The following is a 17,036-nucleotide window of genomic DNA, read 5'->3' on the forward strand; positions in this document are numbered from 1 at the left end:
CAGGCGTTGACCCCGGGTCCGGTGCGCAGGACGACGCCCGCGAGGTCCGAGCCGATGACGTGGTACGGCAGGTCGTGCCGCTTGCCCAGCGGCGAGGTCATCCCGTACCGCTCAAGGAAGTTGAACGTCGGGAGGGGTTCGAAGATGGCCGACCAGACGGAGTTGTAATTGACCGAACTGGCCATCACCGCCACCAGCGCCTCGCCAGGACCGGGCTGCGGAGTCGGCACCTCTTGGAGGTGCAGCGACTTGCGGGGATCCTTGTCCGCGGTGGCCATGCCCTCGAACATTCCCACGTCCTCCTTCCGCAGGACGCAGGCTCGGTAGCTCTCCGGAACAGCGAGGGCGGCGAAACCGGAGGCTGCGGCGCCATCGGAGAGGATGGCTTCCAGGATGTCTTTCACGTTCGGATCCCTTTGAGTCTGTTCTGTGACTTCGCGCGGCCGTGGCCGCGGCGCCTGGGTGAATGCGGTGACCGGGTCAGCAGGCGTATGCGGACCTCACGTCCTCCCACGAGTCGTCCAGCCACGCCTCCCGCGCGAGGATGGCCCGGTGCAGCTTCTGCAGCTTCAGCCCGGGCTCGACTCCCAGGTCCTGAACGAGGATCTTCCGGATCCGGCCGTACTCCGCGAGCGATTCCGCGATGCGGCCGCTGCGGTAAAGGGCGATCATCAGGTGCCAGTAGAGGTTCTCGCGGGTCGGCTGCTCGTCGATGAGCGAGTAGAGCTCACCGATCAGCGAGTTGTGCCGCCCGAGTTTGAGTTCGATCTCGAACTTCTGCTCGTAGGCGAAGGCGCGCTTCTCGTTCAGCTGCCGGCACAGGTTGTGGAAGAAGGGCACCGCGCGTAGATCTTCGAGGGCCGGTCCGCGCCACAGCGCCAGGGCCGCGTTGATGGCCTCCGCCGCCTCCTCCAGCCGGTCCTGCGCGTGCAGGCTGCGGAAGTGGCAGAGCAGGGACTCGAACCGGCGGAGGTCGAGGGTCTGACTGCACAGGTCCAGCCGGTACCCGGGCGGCTGCGTGACGATCAGCTTCGGATCGACTCCCACGCTCGACAGGTACTTCCGCAGCTGCGAGACGTATACGTGCAACGCCGTGGTGGCGCTCTGTGGAGGCGTCCCGGACCAGAGGGCTTCGATGAGGCGGTCCATCGAGACGGGCCGTGTGCTGTGCATGCACAGGTAGGCCAGGAGTGAGCGGAGTTTGAGCGCTCGAGGGCTTACACGCTGCCCGTCCCGCGTTTCAATCTCCAATGGTCCGAGTATCTGAAACTGCATGTGTCCCCCAGAAAGTCAGCCTTGTGAGCCGATGGAAAACGGCGCGTAGAAGCCCGAAGTCCTCGCCCTCAGCCCTCCAGTGCCGCACCTCACCGTATGGACGCGCCCTGTGGGCGCGCGGCTACGCGCTGCAACGAGATCTCGTCAACGAGACACGGTTTGCCATGTCGCTAGTTGACTAGATGCGAGCGAATGTACTCAGCGACCACTCCAGCCTGTCAAGTGAACTTGATGGAGAACTGAGGTCGCTTGCGAGCGTATCTAGTGCAAGAGACAATGAGGCGCGGACGGACACGCGTCCGCGATCGCACGGGGGCGGAGGGAGGCTGACACATGAGGGGCAGCGGATCGGCGAGCAGTCGGCGCACGATTGCTCAGAGACTGGACTACCTGATCGGCGCGATCCATCCCGCGGGACGCGGGCCCTTCACGTACCACGAGATCGCCGAGCTGATCAGGGAGCGTGCCGGTGAAGGAGACCCCACGGTCTCCCACGGCACCGTCCAAGCGATCCGCACCGGCAAGGTCACCAACCCCAGCGTCGACTCGCTCCGCGCGTTGGCCGACTTTTTCGGCGTGCCTACGGCCTACTTTCTGGATGATGACGTCTCAGAAGCCGTTGAGGACCGGATCCGGGAGATCAAGGAGAGCGCCGCAGCGGCCGAAGCCGCCGACGAACTGGCCGATGTCCTGCAGGACAACGAGGTCCGCGCCGTGGCGTTCCGGCTCGGCGGCTTGTCGGCCCGGTCGATCCGCGGGATCAAGAGCATCGTCGAGGGGTTCCGTCAGGCCGAGGGGCTGGCCGACGTCAAGCCCCCGCCCTCGAGGCGCCGTCGGGAATAGGCCGCGGGCACGCATCGGCGAGACTGTCCGACCGGGCTGCGACCATGCCCGTGTCGAGAATGTGCGGGGGAGCCAAGGATGAGGTGGCGGAGTCGCGGGCGCGGACACATACGCACGGACGTCGCGGACGTCGTGGACGAGCTGACCATCCCCCAACCGTTCAACCTGGACGACTTCTGCGCGAACATCTCCGCACAACGCAAACGTCCACTCCTCGTACTTCCCCTCGACGGCCCCGCCGACACCGACCTGCCGTGCGGGATCTGGGTGGGCCTCGACACGGCCGACCTGGTGTTCTACGAGGCCGGGGCCGCGGACATCCTCAAGATCCAGATCGTCCTGCACGAGATCGCCCACATGCTGCTCGGCCACGTCTCGCCCCAGCTCCACGTCAGCGGCGACGCCGATGACGAACCCGTCACCGTCTCGGAGCACTTCCGCCGGTTCCTGGCGCGTACCGGCGACTCCGAAAAGCGGCTGGATCCCGATCCGTCCATAGCCAAGGCCATGCGCGCCGAGGCCGCCCGGATCAAAGTGGCCGCCGCCAGACCCACGTCCAGCGACATCGAACTGGGGCTGTCCACCGACCGCATCCTGCACCTTCTGGGCCGCACCAAGTTCGAGGACCGGCAGGAGGAGGAGGCGGAGACCCTGGCAACCCTCATCCTCGAACGCGCCAGCCGCAACGAGGCCATCTCGACCACGAGTGACGCCTCGGACGTCCTCGCCCGCCTCAACGACGCCCTCGGCCGCCCGGGGAGCTGGACATGACAGCGGCCAAGAGCATCATCCTGATCCTGCTGTGGGCCGTGGCGGCCTGGCGCCTCCCCGGCGCCATCCGCACGCCCAGGCAGCGTGCGCTGTGGGTCGCCTTCGCATCGATCGCGGTGGCGATGACCCTCGGGGTGCCGGAAGTCATGCACGCGACCGACGCCTTGACCGGCGTCCACAACCTGGCCACCCTGGGCAAGAACCTGTTCGGCATCGTCGCTTCCGCCGCGATCCTCGAATTCGTCACCGTCATCGCCCAGCCCGACTCCGGCATGCGCGATCACCATGACGGCGCTGACCGTCCTGTTCGTGCTCACCCCCCGGCCGGAGGAGTCCGACAACTTCTTCGAGACGAACATGGGGTCCGTCCCGGGCACCGCCTACTACGTCGTCTGCTTCGGGTCCCTCGGGCTGGCCATGACGGTGGCCACTCGGCTGTTCTGGGGAAGCAGCAGACACGCGGGCGCCCCATGGCTGCGCTCGGGCCTGCGGACACTCGGCACGGGCAGCGCCTTCGGCGTGCTGTACAGCCTCTTCCGCACCCTCCTGATGCTGGTCGGCCTGCTGCACATCACCGTCGAGGACGCGCGGGCCAACCATGTCGCCGACGTCCTCCAGTGCACCTCCATCGCGCTGATCATCCTGGGAAGTTCCATACCCGCCATCGGCGTCCGGTGGCGGGTGCTGCGTGACTGGCGGTCACTTCGGGACATCCGTCCGCTGTGGGCGGTGCTCACCAGGGCCGTTCCCCACGTGGTGCTGGACATCCGGTCCCTGCGCCCCTGCCCGCGGGTCCGGCTGCACCGAGCGGTGATCGAGATCCGCGACGCCACTCTGGTGCTGGCGGACTATGCCCCGGCGGACCTTCGCGAACGAGCCGACGCCGCTGCCGGACGGTATGAACTCACCCCCGAACGCAGCTCAGCCCTGGCCGAGGCCATCTGGCTGCACGAGGCCGTTGCCGCCAAGCTCGCCGGCAGCTCACCGGCACCGGCCGAAAACGCGCAGCCGAGTCCGCGGCTCCCTGCGGATTTCGACTTCGACGTCGAGGTCGACAGGCTCCGTGCCATCAGTGAGGCTTACCAGTCGCCCGCGGTCCGTGCCCCGGCCGGGTCCGGCATGGCCCCGGCCCACTGACACACCCCCTTCTCCGCTCGGGCGGAGAAGTACAGCAACAGCCGTCGACTCCTGTCCTGGACGTCGGCGGCCTTTTTTTACAGGAAAAGAAAATTCCGCAGGTGGAGATCGCCGTCTTCCGGGATCCGCCTCCCGGAGCCGGTATTCGGATAAGTTGATCAAGCCTCAAGAGGGCGGTACGCAGTCGCCGGAGCCATTCGGCCAGAGATTCGGGCACAACCCGTCTCCACAGCGCTCCGGATCGACGATCAATGCCAATGTGCTGCACCGGGAATCCCGGTGCAGCATGCCCCCAGATCTCAGAGGACCACCTGCCCCATGAAAGCGATTTACACCTTCTCGGAAACCGACCGCGCCAGCCTTTCGGATTCTCTGACATTCCTCGGGGCGAACCCGTACACGGATTACGAGAAGTTCCGCGACGCGATCGGGAACCTCATCGCCGACGAACGGGTACCCGCCGGCTTCGTCGACGCCTGCCGCCGGATCAAGCAGCAGCGCGACGACAAGGTGACCTACGCGCACGTGGTGTCCAACTGCCCGCTCGACGTCGACCGGCCGGTCTTCGACCAGGCGAACCCGGTGGACGACAAGTACCTGCAGAAGCAGACCTTCGTGGGGGAGGGAGTACTCGAACTCCTCGCCCAGCTCACCGCGACCCCGCTTCTCTCCTACGCCACGCGCAACAATGGCGACTTCTTCCACGACGTGTACGCCGACAACCGCTACAGCGGCACCCAGACGCAGAAGACGGACTGGGAGCTCTACTGGCACAACGACCGTACGGCGCACCCGGTCCGCGCCGACTACCTCGCCCTCCTCGGCATGCGCTGCCCCACGGACGACCTCGTCTACACCAAGTACGTGGACGGTCGTGAACTGCTGAAGTTCATCTCCCCCGAGAACCAGGAGCTGCTGCGGGAGAAGGCGTTCGTCACCCCCTACGACGAGCTCTCCCGCGCCTCCAACCGGAAGCAGCAGGTCTCCGACCTGCACACGCTCCTGGAGAACGAGCACAGCTTCCGCTACTACGACACCCGCACCATGCCCGCGGACCCCTCCTCGGCGGCGCACTACGAGGCACTGCGGCAGTTCCGTGACGCGCTGGCCAAGAGCCGTGAGCAGTACCACCGCATCCAGGAGGGCGACCTGCTCGTGATCGCCAACCAGGACGGCCTGCACAGCCGGCAGATGGTGGACATCCAGCACTTCGAGACCACGCGGCTGCGCTGGCTCCTGAAGACGTACGCCTTCCGCGACGACGCCGCCGCCGACGTCCACGGCGACATCTGGCTCGACGGGGTGCGCGGACGCGTACTCGACTGAGCCCGCCCGCCCGCGGGATGCCCGTAGGCATCCCGGGCGGAGGCCACGGACATGGCGGCGGCGACGCCCGGCGGCAGGAACGCCGGGCGTCGCCGCCGTCGTGTCCGGACGCCGCCCCGTCAGCACCTCTCGCCCCCGGCCTGCACGGCCAGGAAGCCCGCCGCGAGCTGGGCGAGGGTGATGTGCCGGTACCAGCCGTGCCAGGAGCGGACACGGTACGCCCCCAGGCCGCAGCGCTCGGTGGCCCCCGCGAGGGCGTCACGGCCGTGCCGCCAGGCCGCGACCGCCTGCGCCAGCTCGTAGAGGGAGACGTTCGCCGGGCCGCGGGCGATGAAGTAGCGCCGCGGCTGCGGGTCCCCCGCCCGGCGGCAGGCGAGGAGCCAGCGCGCCATGCCGCCCGGCCTCGCGGCCGCCTGTCCGGCCGTCTGCACCGGCTCCGACGGGATGCGGCGCACCCACCACTCCCAGGAGCCGGCGTCCCTCGTGTCGGGGCCGACGGCCAGCCGGTCCCACTCGCGCTCCTCGGCGTACCGCTGCACCAGCCGGGACACCCGGCGCCAGCCCGGATGGGGCAGCACGGGGTGGTCCGGAGGTACTCCCACCACGTGGGGGACGCCCTGCTCCTCCAGGTGGGCGCGGAAGGCCCGGTCACAGCCCAGCTGCGTATCGGCCACGACCCACATCCCCGCCGCGGCGCCACCGGGGGCCCGGGTCCGGAAGCGGTGGACGATGCGCCGTGCGAGCTCGGCCTTGGAGACGTGGCGGGCCTTGTCGGGAATGTGCGCGGCGCTGCGCCGGATCGGTTCGTTGTCCCAGTTGGGCGGCAGGTACAGCTCCCGGTCGACCAGGGCGGTGCCGGTCCGGGTGGACCAGGACGCCATCACCCCCACCTGGCAGGAGACGGCGCCGCCGAACGCCTCCGCATACTGCCGGGCGACCCCGGCCGAGGCGTAGCCCTTCTTCTTGAAGGCGGTCTCGTCGAGGACGAGGACACCGGTTCCGCTGTCGTCGGCGAGCCCTTCCACGACGTAGCGCATGGTGAAGTCGCGCAGACTGTCGGCATCCCATACCGACCGGCCGAGCAGATGCTGCTGCAGCCAGAACGCTCCGCTTTCCGCCGCGGCCGGCAGGATGCTTTCGGCCCTTATGGTTCCCACGAGCAGGGAGCGGATGTATTCCTGGGCGTGATTCCTGAGGTCCGACCGCGAGAAGAACTGCTGTCCGACCTTTTCCAGGAGGTCGTCACAACGCTCCCCCCACTCTTCCGCGGCCCTCTGCTCCGGTGTGACGTACGACGGTGCGAGCCATGCTGCCTGTGTATTCATTGCGGATTTCAACTCCCCCCAAGAGTCGATCTCAGCTCTGACCGATAACACTGATGACACTGATAACTTCGCACGCCCCCGGGGGCCCGGCCGGGTGCGGGCCGGGCCCCCGGGGACGGTTTCCCTCAGTAGTACTCGCCGTGGCGGTAGTCCCAGGAGGGGTAGATCTCCGACAGGTTCTCCATGATCACCGGGTAGTCGAGACCACGCCGGATGAGCACCGGTGCCGGGGAAACGGAGCGCTCCCCCTTCTGCACGGGTACGAGCACCCCCTCGGCGTCGACCATCGACACCATGACGCCCTGTTCGTGGCGGGTGTCCTCGTCCTTGTCGGGCTGGACGGAGGCCACGTAGTCGTCGGCGCAGACGATGAAGTCCGCCTCCTCCTCGATGCGCGTGCCGATGTTCTCGACCCGCCCCCTGTTGCCGACCCCCGAGGGGTTGGCGGAACTGGCGAAGACGAGCCGGCGCTCGGCCCACATCCGCTCGACCAGCTGCTCGGCGGGCCGCCCGAAACGGATCACGAAGCAGCTGGTGCCGCGGGTGTCCGTGGCCAGCTCGCGGGTGGTCTCGTCGGGGAGCAGCGCCAGGGCCTCCTGGCGCCACGGCAGGATGCAGCCGAGCAGCACGTCCTGCTCCCAGTGCCGCTCGTAGAAGGCCAGGACCTCCTCGTTCAGCTCGGCCAGCTCCTTGAGCTGGTCCAGATCGGCGCACAGCACGACACCGGGCTTGTTGCGGTTGCGCCGCTTGGCGTCGAACTTCCGCTCCAGACCACGGCCGTCCGTGGTCATCAGGATGTATCCGACCTTGGTCGCGCAGACGACCAGGCCGCCCGGCGCGGACAGGGCTTCGAGGGCCTCGGGTACGGGTTCGCCCCGCCAGGGGCCCCGTGGGGTGTTGCTCGGCATCGGAATGTCGCTCCGCTCTTGTGGAACTCGTGGAACTCGTGGAATCCGTACGGACGCACGGGGATGTGGATGGCGCGGTGGCGGCCGCCGGGCAGCGGCCGGGGGCCGCTCGGCTACTCGCCCTGCCCGGCGGTCCGGGCGAGGCCGGTGATCGCGCCCCGGGCCAGGGAGTTCACCGTCAGGTGGAAGCCGACGAGGGCGGCCGGGGTCTGCTGGTCGACCGGGAGCCCGTCCACGCCCAGGGCGTGGACGGCGAAGATGTACCGGTGCTCGCGGTCCCCCGCCGGCGGCGCGGCGCCCACGAAGCCGAGGGAGCCGAGGTCGTTGAGCAGCTCCCGCCCGGTTCCGGGCTCCCCGCCGGCCGGCAGGCCGTGCACGTGCGGGGGGATGTCGGCCAGGATCCAGTGCCAGACGCCACCCGGGGTGGGAGCGTCCGGGTCGAAGCAGGTCACCGCGTAGGAAGCGGTTCCCTCCGGGCCCGGCTCCCAGCTGAGGGCGGGGCTGAGGTTCCCGCCCGAGGCCAGCTGGGCCTCGGACAGCCGGTCGCCGTCCCGGACGTCGTCGGAGACGACCTTCAGCTCGGGCAGCTCCGGGAGGAAGTCATAGGGGTTGGGCGGGGTCGGACGGGTCAGCACGGTGTGCTCCTTCGTAACGGGGACAGGGGTGGGGGCGGGGACGGGTGAGGTGCGGTCGTCGCGGGTGTCATCGCACGGACACGGGCGGGGTGCCGGACGCGGCGGGGGCCCGGCCTTCCGGCCCGCCGTCCGGGCCGGTCTCCTGCGGCCGTCGCGCCACCAGCCGGGCCGCGACGGCCTGGCCGGCCACCACCAGCACGGCGCAGCCCGCCACGGCCTCGGCGGCGCTGCCGCCGGAGCCGAGCCACAGGCCCGCGCCGATCAGCAGGACCGCCTGGACGATGCCCTGGCGCCGCTCCAGGCCGCGGGTCACCCGCTGGCGCTCCGCGTCGGACAGCCCGGCCATGGCCGGGCCGAGGAAGCCCATCGTGGTGGGCCGGACGGTGCCGCCCGCCAGGCCCAGCAGGGCGGTGCCGCCGGCGGTGGCGAGCAGGCCGCCGGGGACGAGGAGGAGCAGGCCGAGCACCATGGCCCCGCTGCTGAGCCAGAAGAGGGTGGTCGCCGAGTACCGGCGCTGCCAGGCCAGGGACAGCCTTACGGACAGCAGCCCGCACAGGGTGTACAGGCCCAGCACCGCGCCGAACATGGTCACGGAGAGCCGTTCCCCGAAGAACAGCAGCAGCGGCAGCAGGAAGGTGTAGGCGGTCAGCAGCACGGCGCGGGACACGGAGTAGTACGAGGCCCAGAGCCGTACCTGCCAGGGCGGCACGCGGCCCGGCCCGGTCGCCGCCACGGCGCCGGCGCCCGGCTCCGCCGCCTTCGCGCGCAGTCCGCCCCGGCCGCCCGGCAGGACGGAGAGGGCGGCGACGGCGCAGCCCAGCGCCGACAGCAGGAAGGGGGCCCGGTCGTACTGGGCGTAGGCCACCGCTCCGAGGACGCCCGCGGCGAAGGAGATGAGGAACATGCCCGCCTGGGTCCGTGCCTCCCGGGTGCGGAAGCGCTCGCCGGAGAGCAGGGTCGAGGCGAGGGCCGCGTCCGTCCCGGCCGTCAGGCAGAAGCCCAGACCGGCGAGCAGCTGGGAGACGACCGCGATCCCGGTGGAGACCGGCGCCAGCAGGACCAGCAGGCCCGCGAGTTTGACGGCCTCCCCCGCCACCAGGCAGCCCGCCAGCGACAGCCGCCGCCGGAGGGGGGCCACGACGTGGTCCCCCAGGGCCGCGGTGACCCCGTAGAGGGCGAGCAGGGCCGCCGTGGCCAGTGGGCCGAAACCCTGCTGGGTGAGGAAGACGACGACGACCGGCAGGTGGAAGTAGGCGCGGGAGACGATGCGGTAGGCCTGCACCCGCGCGGCGTACCGGGCCCGCTCCTTCTCGTCGTTCATCGCTCCAGACCCGGCAGGTACGGGGCGAGCTCCGCGGCCGCCAGATCTCCCTGGCGGACGATGGCGGGCGTGTCCAGCAGGCTGACGATGGTGCTGCTGCGGGTGAACTTCGAGGGGGCGGCCGCGCGGACGATGAGGTCGCAGTGCTCGCCTATGTGCTCGTAGGCGATGTCGAACGTGACCAGGCCCTCGTCCATGGTGCCGCTGATGTTCGCCGAGGTGGCGGCGATGGCCAGCCCGCTGTAGAGCGACAGCTGGTTCAGCGTCCGGCTGACGTTGTGGACGACGGACACGGTGTCCTTGCCGGAGGTGACCCAGTCCGGTACGAGCTCCCGCTTGCGCATGACGAGGTTCAGCGGCCCCGGCCAGAAGCGCTCCACCAGTGCCTCGACGTCCACCCCCTCCGGCCGGCGGGCCCAGCGCACCCAGTCCGAGGGACTGGAGACGAACAGGGTCAGCGGCTTGCTGCCGTCGCGGCGCTTCATGTCGTACAGGCGCTCGCAGGACCGCTCCAGGAACGGGTTGCAGAAGATGCCGTAGTTGGTGTCGGTCTGGGCGGCCACCACCGCCCCCGCCCGCAGGGCGTCGGCGGCCCGGCGGATCCCGTCGCCGTCGGCCTCGTCGATGATCTCCGCGCTCATGCGACCTCCACCCCCGAGTCCTCGAAGACGTCCTCGACCTGTCCGTTGGTACGCGGCATCCAGAAGGGCCGGGACGCCTCGTGGCGACCGATGGCCTCCTCGGCCTCGGCGGCGAGGTCGATGAGGTCCAGTCCGCGGGTGAGCCGGTAGCGCGCCCCCTCGTCGAGGAAGAAGGGCTCCGCGACCACGCCCGCGGCCTCGCAGGTGACCGTGGCCCGCAGCAGGTCGACGGTCACCTCGGCCGTGGCGTCCGCCGTGACCGCGTCCATGACCTTCCGGGTGGCGGCGGCGTCGAGGGTGACGGGCACCAGGCCCACGTTGGGCAGGTTGTTGCGGAAGATGTCGGCGAAGCTCGGTGCGATCACCGCCTTGAAGCCGAAGTCCCGCAGCGCCCAGGGCGCGTGCTCCCGCGAGGAGCCGCAGCCGAAGTTGGGGCCGGAGACCAGGACGGTGGCGCCCGCGCGCTCGGGGCGGTTCAGGACGAACTCCGGGTCACGGCGCCACTTCTGGAACAGGCCGTCCTGGAAGCCGGTCCGTTCGACCCGCTTCATCCACACGGCCGGGATGATCTGGTCCGTGTCCACGTCGGAGGCGTCCAGCGGGACCCCCCGGCCATGAATTACCTCTACTTTGAGCATTCTTGATCCTTAGTCAGAAAAGGGATCCACCCGCAGGGGCGGCCGTTCGGGCGCGGGACCTCAGGAAATCTCCGCGCTGCCGGCCAGACGCCCGAGCAGGGCGGTCGCCGCGGCCGTCTCGGGGGACACCAGGTGGGTACGGGCTCCGGGCCCCTGCCGTCCCTCGAAGTTCCGGTTCGAGGTGGAGGCGGAGTGGGTGCCGGCGGGCACCCGGTCGCCGTTGACGGCGATGCACATCGAGCAGCCCGGATTGCGCCACTCGAAACCGGCTTCCGTGAAGACGCGGTCCAGGCCCTCGGCCTCCGCCTGGCGCTTGATCCGTTCCGAGCCGGGCACGACGAGGGCCGTCACCTCGGCGGCGACCTTGTGCCCCTCGACGACCTTGGCCGCCGCCCGCAGGTCGTCCATGCGCCCGTTGGTGCAGGAGCCGATGAAGACGGTACGGATCGGGATGTCGGCCAGGCTCTGCCCCGCCCGGAGCCCCATGTAGTCGAGGGCGCGGCGGCCTGCCTCGCGGGACACCGGATCGGCCATGGTCTCGGGGTCCGGGACCCGTCCGTCGACCGGGACAGCCTGGCCGGGGTTGATCCCCCAGGTGACCATCGCGCGCAGCCCGTCCACGTCGACCACGACCTCCCGGTCGAACTCGGCGTCCGGGGCGCTGCGGTACGCGGCCCAGGCCTCCTTGGCCCGCTCCCAGTCCTCGCCCCGGGGGGCCCGCTCACGCCCCTCCAGGTAGGCGAAGGTCGTCTCGTCGGGGGCGATCATCCCGCTGCGGGCACCGGCCTCGATGGCCATGTTGCACAGCGTCATCCGGCCTTCCATGCTCATGCGGTCGATGACGTCGCCCTGGAACTCGATGAGATGGCCGGTGCCGCCGTCGGTGCCGATGGCGCGGATCACCGCCAGGGCGATGTCCTTGGCGGTGGCCTCGGCCGAGGGCGTTCCCTCGACGAGGACGCGCATGCTCTTCGGCTTGGCGATGCGCAGCGTCTGGGTGGCCAGCACGTGCTCGACCTGGCTGGTGCCGATGCCGAAGGCGACCGCGCCGAACGCGCCGTGGGTGGCGGTGTGGCTGTCCCCGCAGACGATCAGCATGCCGGGCAGGGTGAGGCCCATCTGCGGGCCGATGACGTGCACGATGCCCTGTCCGAGGCTGTTCATGGGGTGGAGCTCCACCCCGAACTCCCTGCTGTTGCGGATCTGGAGCCCCAGCTGGCGGCGGCCGATGGAGTCGCTGAGCGGGACCTGCCGGCTCCGCGTCGGGACGTCGTGGTCGGCGGTGGCGACGGTCAGGTCAGGGCGGCGCACCTTCCGGCCCGCCTCCCGGAGCCCTTCGAAGGCCTGAGGGGAGGTCAGTTCGTGCAGCAGGTGCATGTCGACGTAGACGAGCTCACCGCCGGTCCCGTCGATGGTGTGCTCCGCCCAGACCCGCTCCAGCAGGGTGTTCCTGGCCACGGCACCTCATTTCATATGGTGGACTGCGTGATTACATTTTGAGACAGTAGCAATGACACATGCGCAACTCGGCTGCCTTTCAAAGGCTGAGACATGTAACAACAGGCGAATTCCCAAGCTGTAGATAGCCGTGCGGCAGCGATGCCTGCTGACGACAACTCTGACCCGGGCCGGCGAGCACCGGCAACCGAATCCATTGGCATCAGCCTGCGTTGGCAACCCCATGCCACCGCGGAACGTCCGAATGCTGCCGGGGCAGGAGGCTGCCGCCGTCTCCGCTGGTTTCCGGGGGCGCTCCGCAGCAGACTCGACGGCGGCGTCCGAAATTCCTGCTCCGCCCGTGGAGTTCACGCCTGGAAAGAAAGACGAGGAATTACGCATGAAAGTGTTCAGCAGCACGTTCGACGACCAGGGCCGGCTTCCCGGGCGCGTGCCCCACCGCCGGGCCGGCCGGGCCGGCCACGACGCTCCGCCGGTGAACCGCAACCCGCACGTGGCCTGGTCGGACGTGCCCGAGGGGACCCGCTCGCTCGTACTGGTCGCCGTCGACGTGGGCATACCGACCGGGTTCGACGAGCCGCACCGGTCAGGACGGGCCGTCCCGGCCGACCTGCCGCCCCAGGAGTTCCCCCACTGGGTGCTCGTCGACATCGATCCCCGGATCGGCGAGATCGCCGAGGGCGCGCTGGGCGAGGGGGACCACCGGGGCTTCTTCGCCGGGGACCCGGAGCCGGCCGGCGGCCGCTCCGGGACCGACGGCCCGTGCCCGCCGGGGGACGACGGGCTGGTGCACCGCTGCGTGTTCCTCCTCTACGCGACGGACCTGGAGCGCTTCCCCCTGGACGGCACCTTCTCCGCCGCCGACGTCCTGGAGGCGATCGACCGCCACGTCCTGGGCGAGGCGTCGTTCACCGGCCACTACGCCCTCGACCCGTCGCCCGCCTGAACCGTCCGGCCCACGGCAGCGGCGCCCCCGCCGCCACGGCCGACCGCCCATGGGAAACCACTCCCGGCACCCCGGGACCCGACCAGACAGGGCAGCGGATGTACCTGGTGAACACCCGGCTCACCGCCGGGGTGGAACCGCTCTCCCGCACCAGGCTGCGGGAACTGCTGCTGGAGGCGGCCGATACGGCCGACGGCCTCCAGCACGTGTACGTGCAGACGGACCCGGCCGGCGCCGACGTCACGCTCTTCCTGCTCGCCACCAGCCTCGCCGCGGCGGAGGGGTCCGCGCTGCGCCTCCACACCGCGCTGCTGACCAGCCGCGCGGAACTGCGCGGCTGGGTGCTGGTCCGCAGCGGCGCCGACCTGGTCGCCGCGCTCGCCGGGCCCGCCCTGCTGAGCGGAGCCGGCCCGGATGGCAAGGCCTTGCCAGGGCAGGAGCCTGACAGCGCGGAGTGCTGACACGCGAACTCCCCGTCACAGATGCTTGGTGTCACGGGGGAAGACCGGCACGGCGCCGGAACTTCCACAAGCCAAATGCGAGCACGTCAGAGAATTCACGTCACCACACAGGGGGAATTGCTCTCATGAACACCATTCGCCGTACCGCCGGTCTCCTCTTCGTCGCCCTCGGCCTCACCCTCGGCTCCGCCGCCTGGGCCGGCCAGGATTCCCAGTCCGCGAATTCCGCCGTGGCCGCGCCGCCCGTCGCGATCGCCGACGACGCGACCTGGGGCTGATGCGACCGGGCTGATGCGAACAATTCAGGAGCGGCCGGCCAGCCAGCCTTCCTGAGCCGCGCGGAGTCCGGCCTGAAAACGGCTGACGGCGCCGAGGCGGGTGGACAGTTCGGCGGTGATCCGCCGGCAGGTGCGGACCGAGACGCCCAGTTTGCGGGCCACCACTTCGTCCGTGTGTCCTTCACCCAGCAGCCGCAGGACCTCGCGCTCCTGGCCGGTCAGACCGTCGTCCGTCCTCTCCGGCCTCTCCCCCCAGGGGGTGGCGATGTCCCAGATGTATTCGAAGAGTGCGTACAGGGCGGCGGTCGCTCCGCTGCCCCGCAGGAGCATCGCGCCGCTGTTGACCTCCTCGGGGTCCAGCGGCACGAGCGCCAGCTCGCGGTCGACGATCATCATCCGGATCGGCAGCGCCGGGCGGGTGCGCACCTCGCAGCCGAGGTCCGCGAGCCACCGGATGTGGGCGGAGGTGGCGGTGTTGTTCTGCATGCTGTCCAGGTAGACGGTCCGCATCCGGACACCGCGCCCCAGGAGTTCCTGGTTGACCGGCCGGCTGGCCTTGATCCCTTCCGGGCTGATGGAACCGCTGGGGACGAGACTGACGAGCTCGTGCCGGGCCGACCGGGTGAGGGACTCGATCTTGGCCCGGACCTCGTCGAGCCCGATCAGCTGCTCCGTTCCGCCGCTCCGCTGCGAGGTGCGCAGCTCTCCGTAGTCCTGGACCATGCGCGCCACGGCGATGCGGCTGGCCTGCAGTTCCCGCTGGCGTTCGAAGAGCTCCGCCTCGCGGGCTTCGATGATCGCCGCGAAGGCGACCTCCGGACTGACCGCGCGGGCCGCTCCCCGCACGTCGGAGGACGGTCTCAGCAGCGAGAGCCGGGCCAATGCGTCCATGGCGGTGCGGACCCGCTCCTCCGGCCAGCCCAGCCGCTCGGTGAGCTGCTTCACTTCGGCCTGCGGGTACTCGAACATCGCCCGGTACACGGCGAGCGCGTCCATGTCCAGACCAAGAGACTCCAGCATCGACTCCCCCATCTCCTGACGCCCCCGCCCTGTGCCGGGGGCAGCCGGCGTGATCGCGATCCGGTCGGGGGCCACCCCTGCCGTCGGGTCCTGTTCCCGTTCTGCGCGACGCGCGGCGGGATGCCCGCCGGGCTGGAGCGCAGGGCCGTGGGATGCTACGGCTTCGCCGGCCGGAACGACCGCTGCGGGTGGGCCGCGGGACACCTGCGGCTCTCAGGAAGACGGACGGCGGCGAACGCGCGGCCCCGAGCGAGGTGATCGCGGGACCGGCGCGTGGAAAACGGGAGGCGGGCCGACGATTGGCCGGCCGGCTCACCCGTGGGGGGCACTGCCCCCGAGAACGGCGCTAGAAGATGCAGGCCACCGTGTGGTGATCCCCGTCGAAGGCACTCACACGCCCATCCCCTCGCACCGATCCTGCTGAACGTCCCCGGCACAGGGCGGCGCACCACACGCGCCGACCCCGACCGCACCTCAGCCCCCGCCGATTCAACAGATTGTCAATCTACACGAGCTGGCTCAACACCGCTGGCCCCGGCCGTAATTCGATCCCCCATGAGACGAATGGTGCTAGCGTCATTGGCACCATGCTGCTGAGACTGGACACCACGGACAGCCGCCCCCTCCACGAACAGGTGGCGGGAGCGATCCGGCGTGCCATCGCCGAGGGCGAGTGCGCGCCGGGGGACCGGCTGCCCCCGGCCCGGGAGCTGTCCCGGGCGCTGGGCGTGAACGCGAACACCGTCCTGCGCGGCCTGCGCGCCCTGCGCGACGAGGGAGTGCTGGAGTTCCGGCGCGGCCGCGGGGTCACCGTCACCGAGGCCGCGGACCAGCGGTCCCGGTTGCTGGAGCGCGCACGGCAGTTGGCGGCGGACGCGGCACACCTCGGATACAGCAGGAACGATCTCATCGAGATGATCAGGGGGCTTTCGTGACCGACCGTACGAAGCGGAACGGCGCCCGGTGGGGGGCGGCGACATGGGTGGCCGGCGTAACGGCCGTCCTGGCCGCGCTTCCCGTCGCCGCGAGCGGCCGGCTGCCGGAGCGGCTCGCCACGCACTGGGGCGACGGCGGCTCCCCGGACGACTCGATGCCCTTGTGGGCGGCCGCCTCGTTCCCCGCGCTGATCTGGGCCGTTCTGGCACTCTCGGTCACCTTCGCCGGCCGGCGCGCCGGTGACGCCTCGGGGGCGTGGGTGGGCGCTTCGCTGCTCTCCGGAGGAGTCCTCCTGACCGGCGCGCAGGCCTCGATCGTGCGGGCCAACCTGGACCGGGCCGACTGGCGGCACGCGGGCCCGGTCGGCGTGGCAGTCGCGATCACGGCCGCCGCCACGGTGGCGGCGGCGGTGCTGGGCTGGCTGGCGGGCCGCCGGGCGGTACCCGCCGCCGCGCCGGTCCGGCCCGCTGCCGGTGACGTCATGGAGATCCCGCCGGGACAGCGCCGGGTCTGGCTCTCCCGCACGTCGAACCCCTGGCTCCACCTCACCGCGGCACTCATGGGACTGCCGGCCGCGGCCGCCGCCGTCGCGGCCGCGGCCGGCCTGACCGGCCCGCGGTGGGAGCTGATCGTCCCGTTCGCCGTCGCCTCGCTCGCGGTGCTCGCCTGCTCCTCGGTGCGGGCGCGCGTGACGGAGGCCGGACTGGAGGTGTCCTTCGGACCCCTGGGCCGGCCGGCCCGCCGCTGGGCTCCCGGGGACATCGTCTCGGCACGCGCGGAGACCCGCACCCCGGCGCAGGTCGGCGGCTGGGGGTACCGGCTCGGCGGACGGGGCACGACCGTCATGCTCCGGGCGGGCGAATGCCTGGTCATACACCCCCGCAAGGGCTCCGAGTTCGCCGTGAGCGTCGACGACGCCGAACGCGGCGCCGCCCTCCTCAACGCCCTCTGTGCCCAGCAGCGATCGAGCACATGAGCACGGGCGAGCGCCGTGACCGGGTCATCAGACAGCCCACAGCCTGTGGAAACCGCCCCGTCCTGCCGCGCCGTTCCCCCGGTTCCGGCGCCGCCCAGATCAACGACGCCTACGCCAGCGTCCTCACCAGCGACGTCCGCT

Annotated in this window: 18 protein-coding genes and 1 pseudogene; 9 read left to right on the plus strand and 10 right to left on the minus strand. The window is 70.6% G+C overall.

All coding sequences use genetic code 11. The features are described 5' to 3' along the window. Both VR44_RS01950 and VR44_RS01955 read right to left on the minus strand, forming a co-directional pair. Positions 1-404: pseudogene (locus VR44_RS01950) on the minus strand (crotonyl-CoA carboxylase/reductase); the annotation flags it as partial. A 76-nt stretch (positions 405-480) separates the two neighbouring features. After that, positions 481-1,275: an AfsR/SARP family transcriptional regulator gene (locus VR44_RS01955; protein WP_045945577.1), complete on the minus strand. Its 795-nt coding sequence runs from the start codon at positions 1,273-1,275 to the stop codon at positions 481-483. A gap of 333 nt (positions 1,276-1,608) precedes the next feature. Here VR44_RS01955 and VR44_RS01960 point away from each other — a divergent pair, with 333 nt between their 5' ends. The 4 genes from VR44_RS01960 to VR44_RS01975 all read left to right on the plus strand — a co-directional run bounded on the left by VR44_RS01960 (position 1,609) and on the right by VR44_RS01975 (position 5,352). Then, positions 1,609-2,118 carry a helix-turn-helix domain-containing protein gene (locus tag VR44_RS01960; protein WP_045945578.1) on the plus strand — a complete coding sequence of 170 codons (510 nt, stop codon included), beginning with the start codon at positions 1,609-1,611 and terminating at the stop codon, positions 2,116-2,118. Between the two features lie 78 nt (positions 2,119-2,196). Beyond that, complete coding sequence (locus VR44_RS01965) at positions 2,197-2,889, plus strand: hypothetical protein (RefSeq protein ID WP_045945579.1); 693 nt, start codon at positions 2,197-2,199, stop codon at positions 2,887-2,889. A 285-nt stretch (positions 2,890-3,174) separates the two neighbouring features. Continuing rightward, positions 3,175-4,026, plus strand: coding sequence for an MAB_1171c family putative transporter (locus VR44_RS01970; protein ID WP_245691584.1), 852 nt, complete (start codon positions 3,175-3,177; stop codon positions 4,024-4,026). A 318-nt stretch (positions 4,027-4,344) separates the two neighbouring features. Then, entirely contained in the window at positions 4,345-5,352 is a 1,008-nt protein-coding gene (locus VR44_RS01975) for a TauD/TfdA family dioxygenase (RefSeq protein WP_045945580.1), read from the plus strand. 119 nt (positions 5,353-5,471) lie between these two features. On the opposite strand, the gene VR44_RS01980 is transcribed toward VR44_RS01975, so the two are convergent. From VR44_RS01980 to leuC, 7 genes are all read right to left on the minus strand, one after another. Continuing rightward, positions 5,472-6,677, minus strand: coding sequence for an IS701 family transposase (locus tag VR44_RS01980; protein ID WP_094191373.1), 1,206 nt, complete (start codon positions 6,675-6,677; stop codon positions 5,472-5,474). Between the two features lie 125 nt (positions 6,678-6,802). Next, entirely contained in the window at positions 6,803-7,585 is a 783-nt protein-coding gene (locus VR44_RS01985; RefSeq protein ID WP_045945582.1) for an L-threonylcarbamoyladenylate synthase, read from the minus strand. Positions 7,586-7,698: 113 nt separating this feature from the next. Continuing rightward, positions 7,699-8,217, minus strand: a complete 519-nt coding sequence (locus tag VR44_RS01990) for a YbhB/YbcL family Raf kinase inhibitor-like protein (protein WP_045945592.1) — start codon at positions 8,215-8,217, stop codon at positions 7,699-7,701. Positions 8,218-8,287: 70 nt separating this feature from the next. Continuing rightward, the gene (locus VR44_RS01995; protein WP_045945583.1) at positions 8,288-9,541 is read right to left on the minus strand and encodes a hypothetical protein; all 1,254 of its coding nucleotides are present in this window, start codon (positions 9,539-9,541) and stop codon (positions 8,288-8,290) included. Then, a complete protein-coding gene (locus VR44_RS02000) occupies positions 9,538-10,182 on the minus strand; it encodes an L-threonylcarbamoyladenylate synthase (RefSeq protein ID WP_045945584.1) in 645 nt (214 codons plus the stop codon). The genes VR44_RS01995 and VR44_RS02000 overlap by 4 nt, the downstream gene beginning before the upstream one ends. Continuing rightward, positions 10,179-10,820, minus strand: coding sequence for a 3-isopropylmalate dehydratase small subunit (leuD, locus tag VR44_RS02005; RefSeq protein WP_045945585.1), 642 nt, complete (start codon positions 10,818-10,820; stop codon positions 10,179-10,181). Before leuD ends, VR44_RS02000 begins: the two co-directional genes overlap by 4 nt. A gap of 60 nt (positions 10,821-10,880) precedes the next feature. Further along, the gene (gene leuC / locus VR44_RS02010) at positions 10,881-12,278 is read right to left on the minus strand and encodes a 3-isopropylmalate dehydratase large subunit (RefSeq protein WP_045945586.1); all 1,398 of its coding nucleotides are present in this window, start codon (positions 12,276-12,278) and stop codon (positions 10,881-10,883) included. A 379-nt stretch (positions 12,279-12,657) separates the two neighbouring features. Here leuC and VR44_RS02015 point away from each other — a divergent pair, with 379 nt between their 5' ends. From VR44_RS02015 to VR44_RS44750, 3 genes are all read left to right on the plus strand, one after another. Then, the gene (locus VR44_RS02015; protein WP_045945587.1) at positions 12,658-13,224 is read left to right on the plus strand and encodes a YbhB/YbcL family Raf kinase inhibitor-like protein; all 567 of its coding nucleotides are present in this window, start codon (positions 12,658-12,660) and stop codon (positions 13,222-13,224) included. A 98-nt stretch (positions 13,225-13,322) separates the two neighbouring features. Then, the gene (locus VR44_RS02020) at positions 13,323-13,685 is read left to right on the plus strand and encodes a hypothetical protein (protein WP_045945588.1); all 363 of its coding nucleotides are present in this window, start codon (positions 13,323-13,325) and stop codon (positions 13,683-13,685) included. A gap of 125 nt (positions 13,686-13,810) precedes the next feature. Then, a complete protein-coding gene (locus VR44_RS44750; RefSeq protein WP_157880203.1) occupies positions 13,811-13,963 on the plus strand; it encodes a hypothetical protein in 153 nt (50 codons plus the stop codon). 24 nt (positions 13,964-13,987) lie between these two features. Here the strand turns inward: VR44_RS44750 and VR44_RS02025 are convergent, their stop codons facing one another. Beyond that, positions 13,988-14,983 (minus strand): helix-turn-helix transcriptional regulator, encoded by a 996-nt coding sequence (locus VR44_RS02025; protein ID WP_045945589.1) that lies wholly within the window; start codon positions 14,981-14,983, stop codon positions 13,988-13,990. A 587-nt stretch (positions 14,984-15,570) separates the two neighbouring features. Here VR44_RS02025 and VR44_RS02030 point away from each other — a divergent pair. Together VR44_RS02030 and VR44_RS02035 are read left to right on the plus strand one after the other, a co-directional pair. Then, positions 15,571-15,918, plus strand: coding sequence for a GntR family transcriptional regulator (locus VR44_RS02030; protein ID WP_045945590.1), 348 nt, complete (start codon positions 15,571-15,573; stop codon positions 15,916-15,918). Next, complete coding sequence (locus VR44_RS02035; RefSeq protein ID WP_045945591.1) at positions 15,915-16,895, plus strand: DUF1648 domain-containing protein; 981 nt, start codon at positions 15,915-15,917, stop codon at positions 16,893-16,895. Before VR44_RS02030 ends, VR44_RS02035 begins: the two co-directional genes overlap by 4 nt. Positions 16,896-17,036: the final 141 nt, after the last annotated feature.

The organism is Streptomyces katrae, assembly GCF_000966975.1.
GTDB lineage: Bacteria > Actinomycetota > Actinomycetes > Streptomycetales > Streptomycetaceae > Streptomyces > Streptomyces katrae.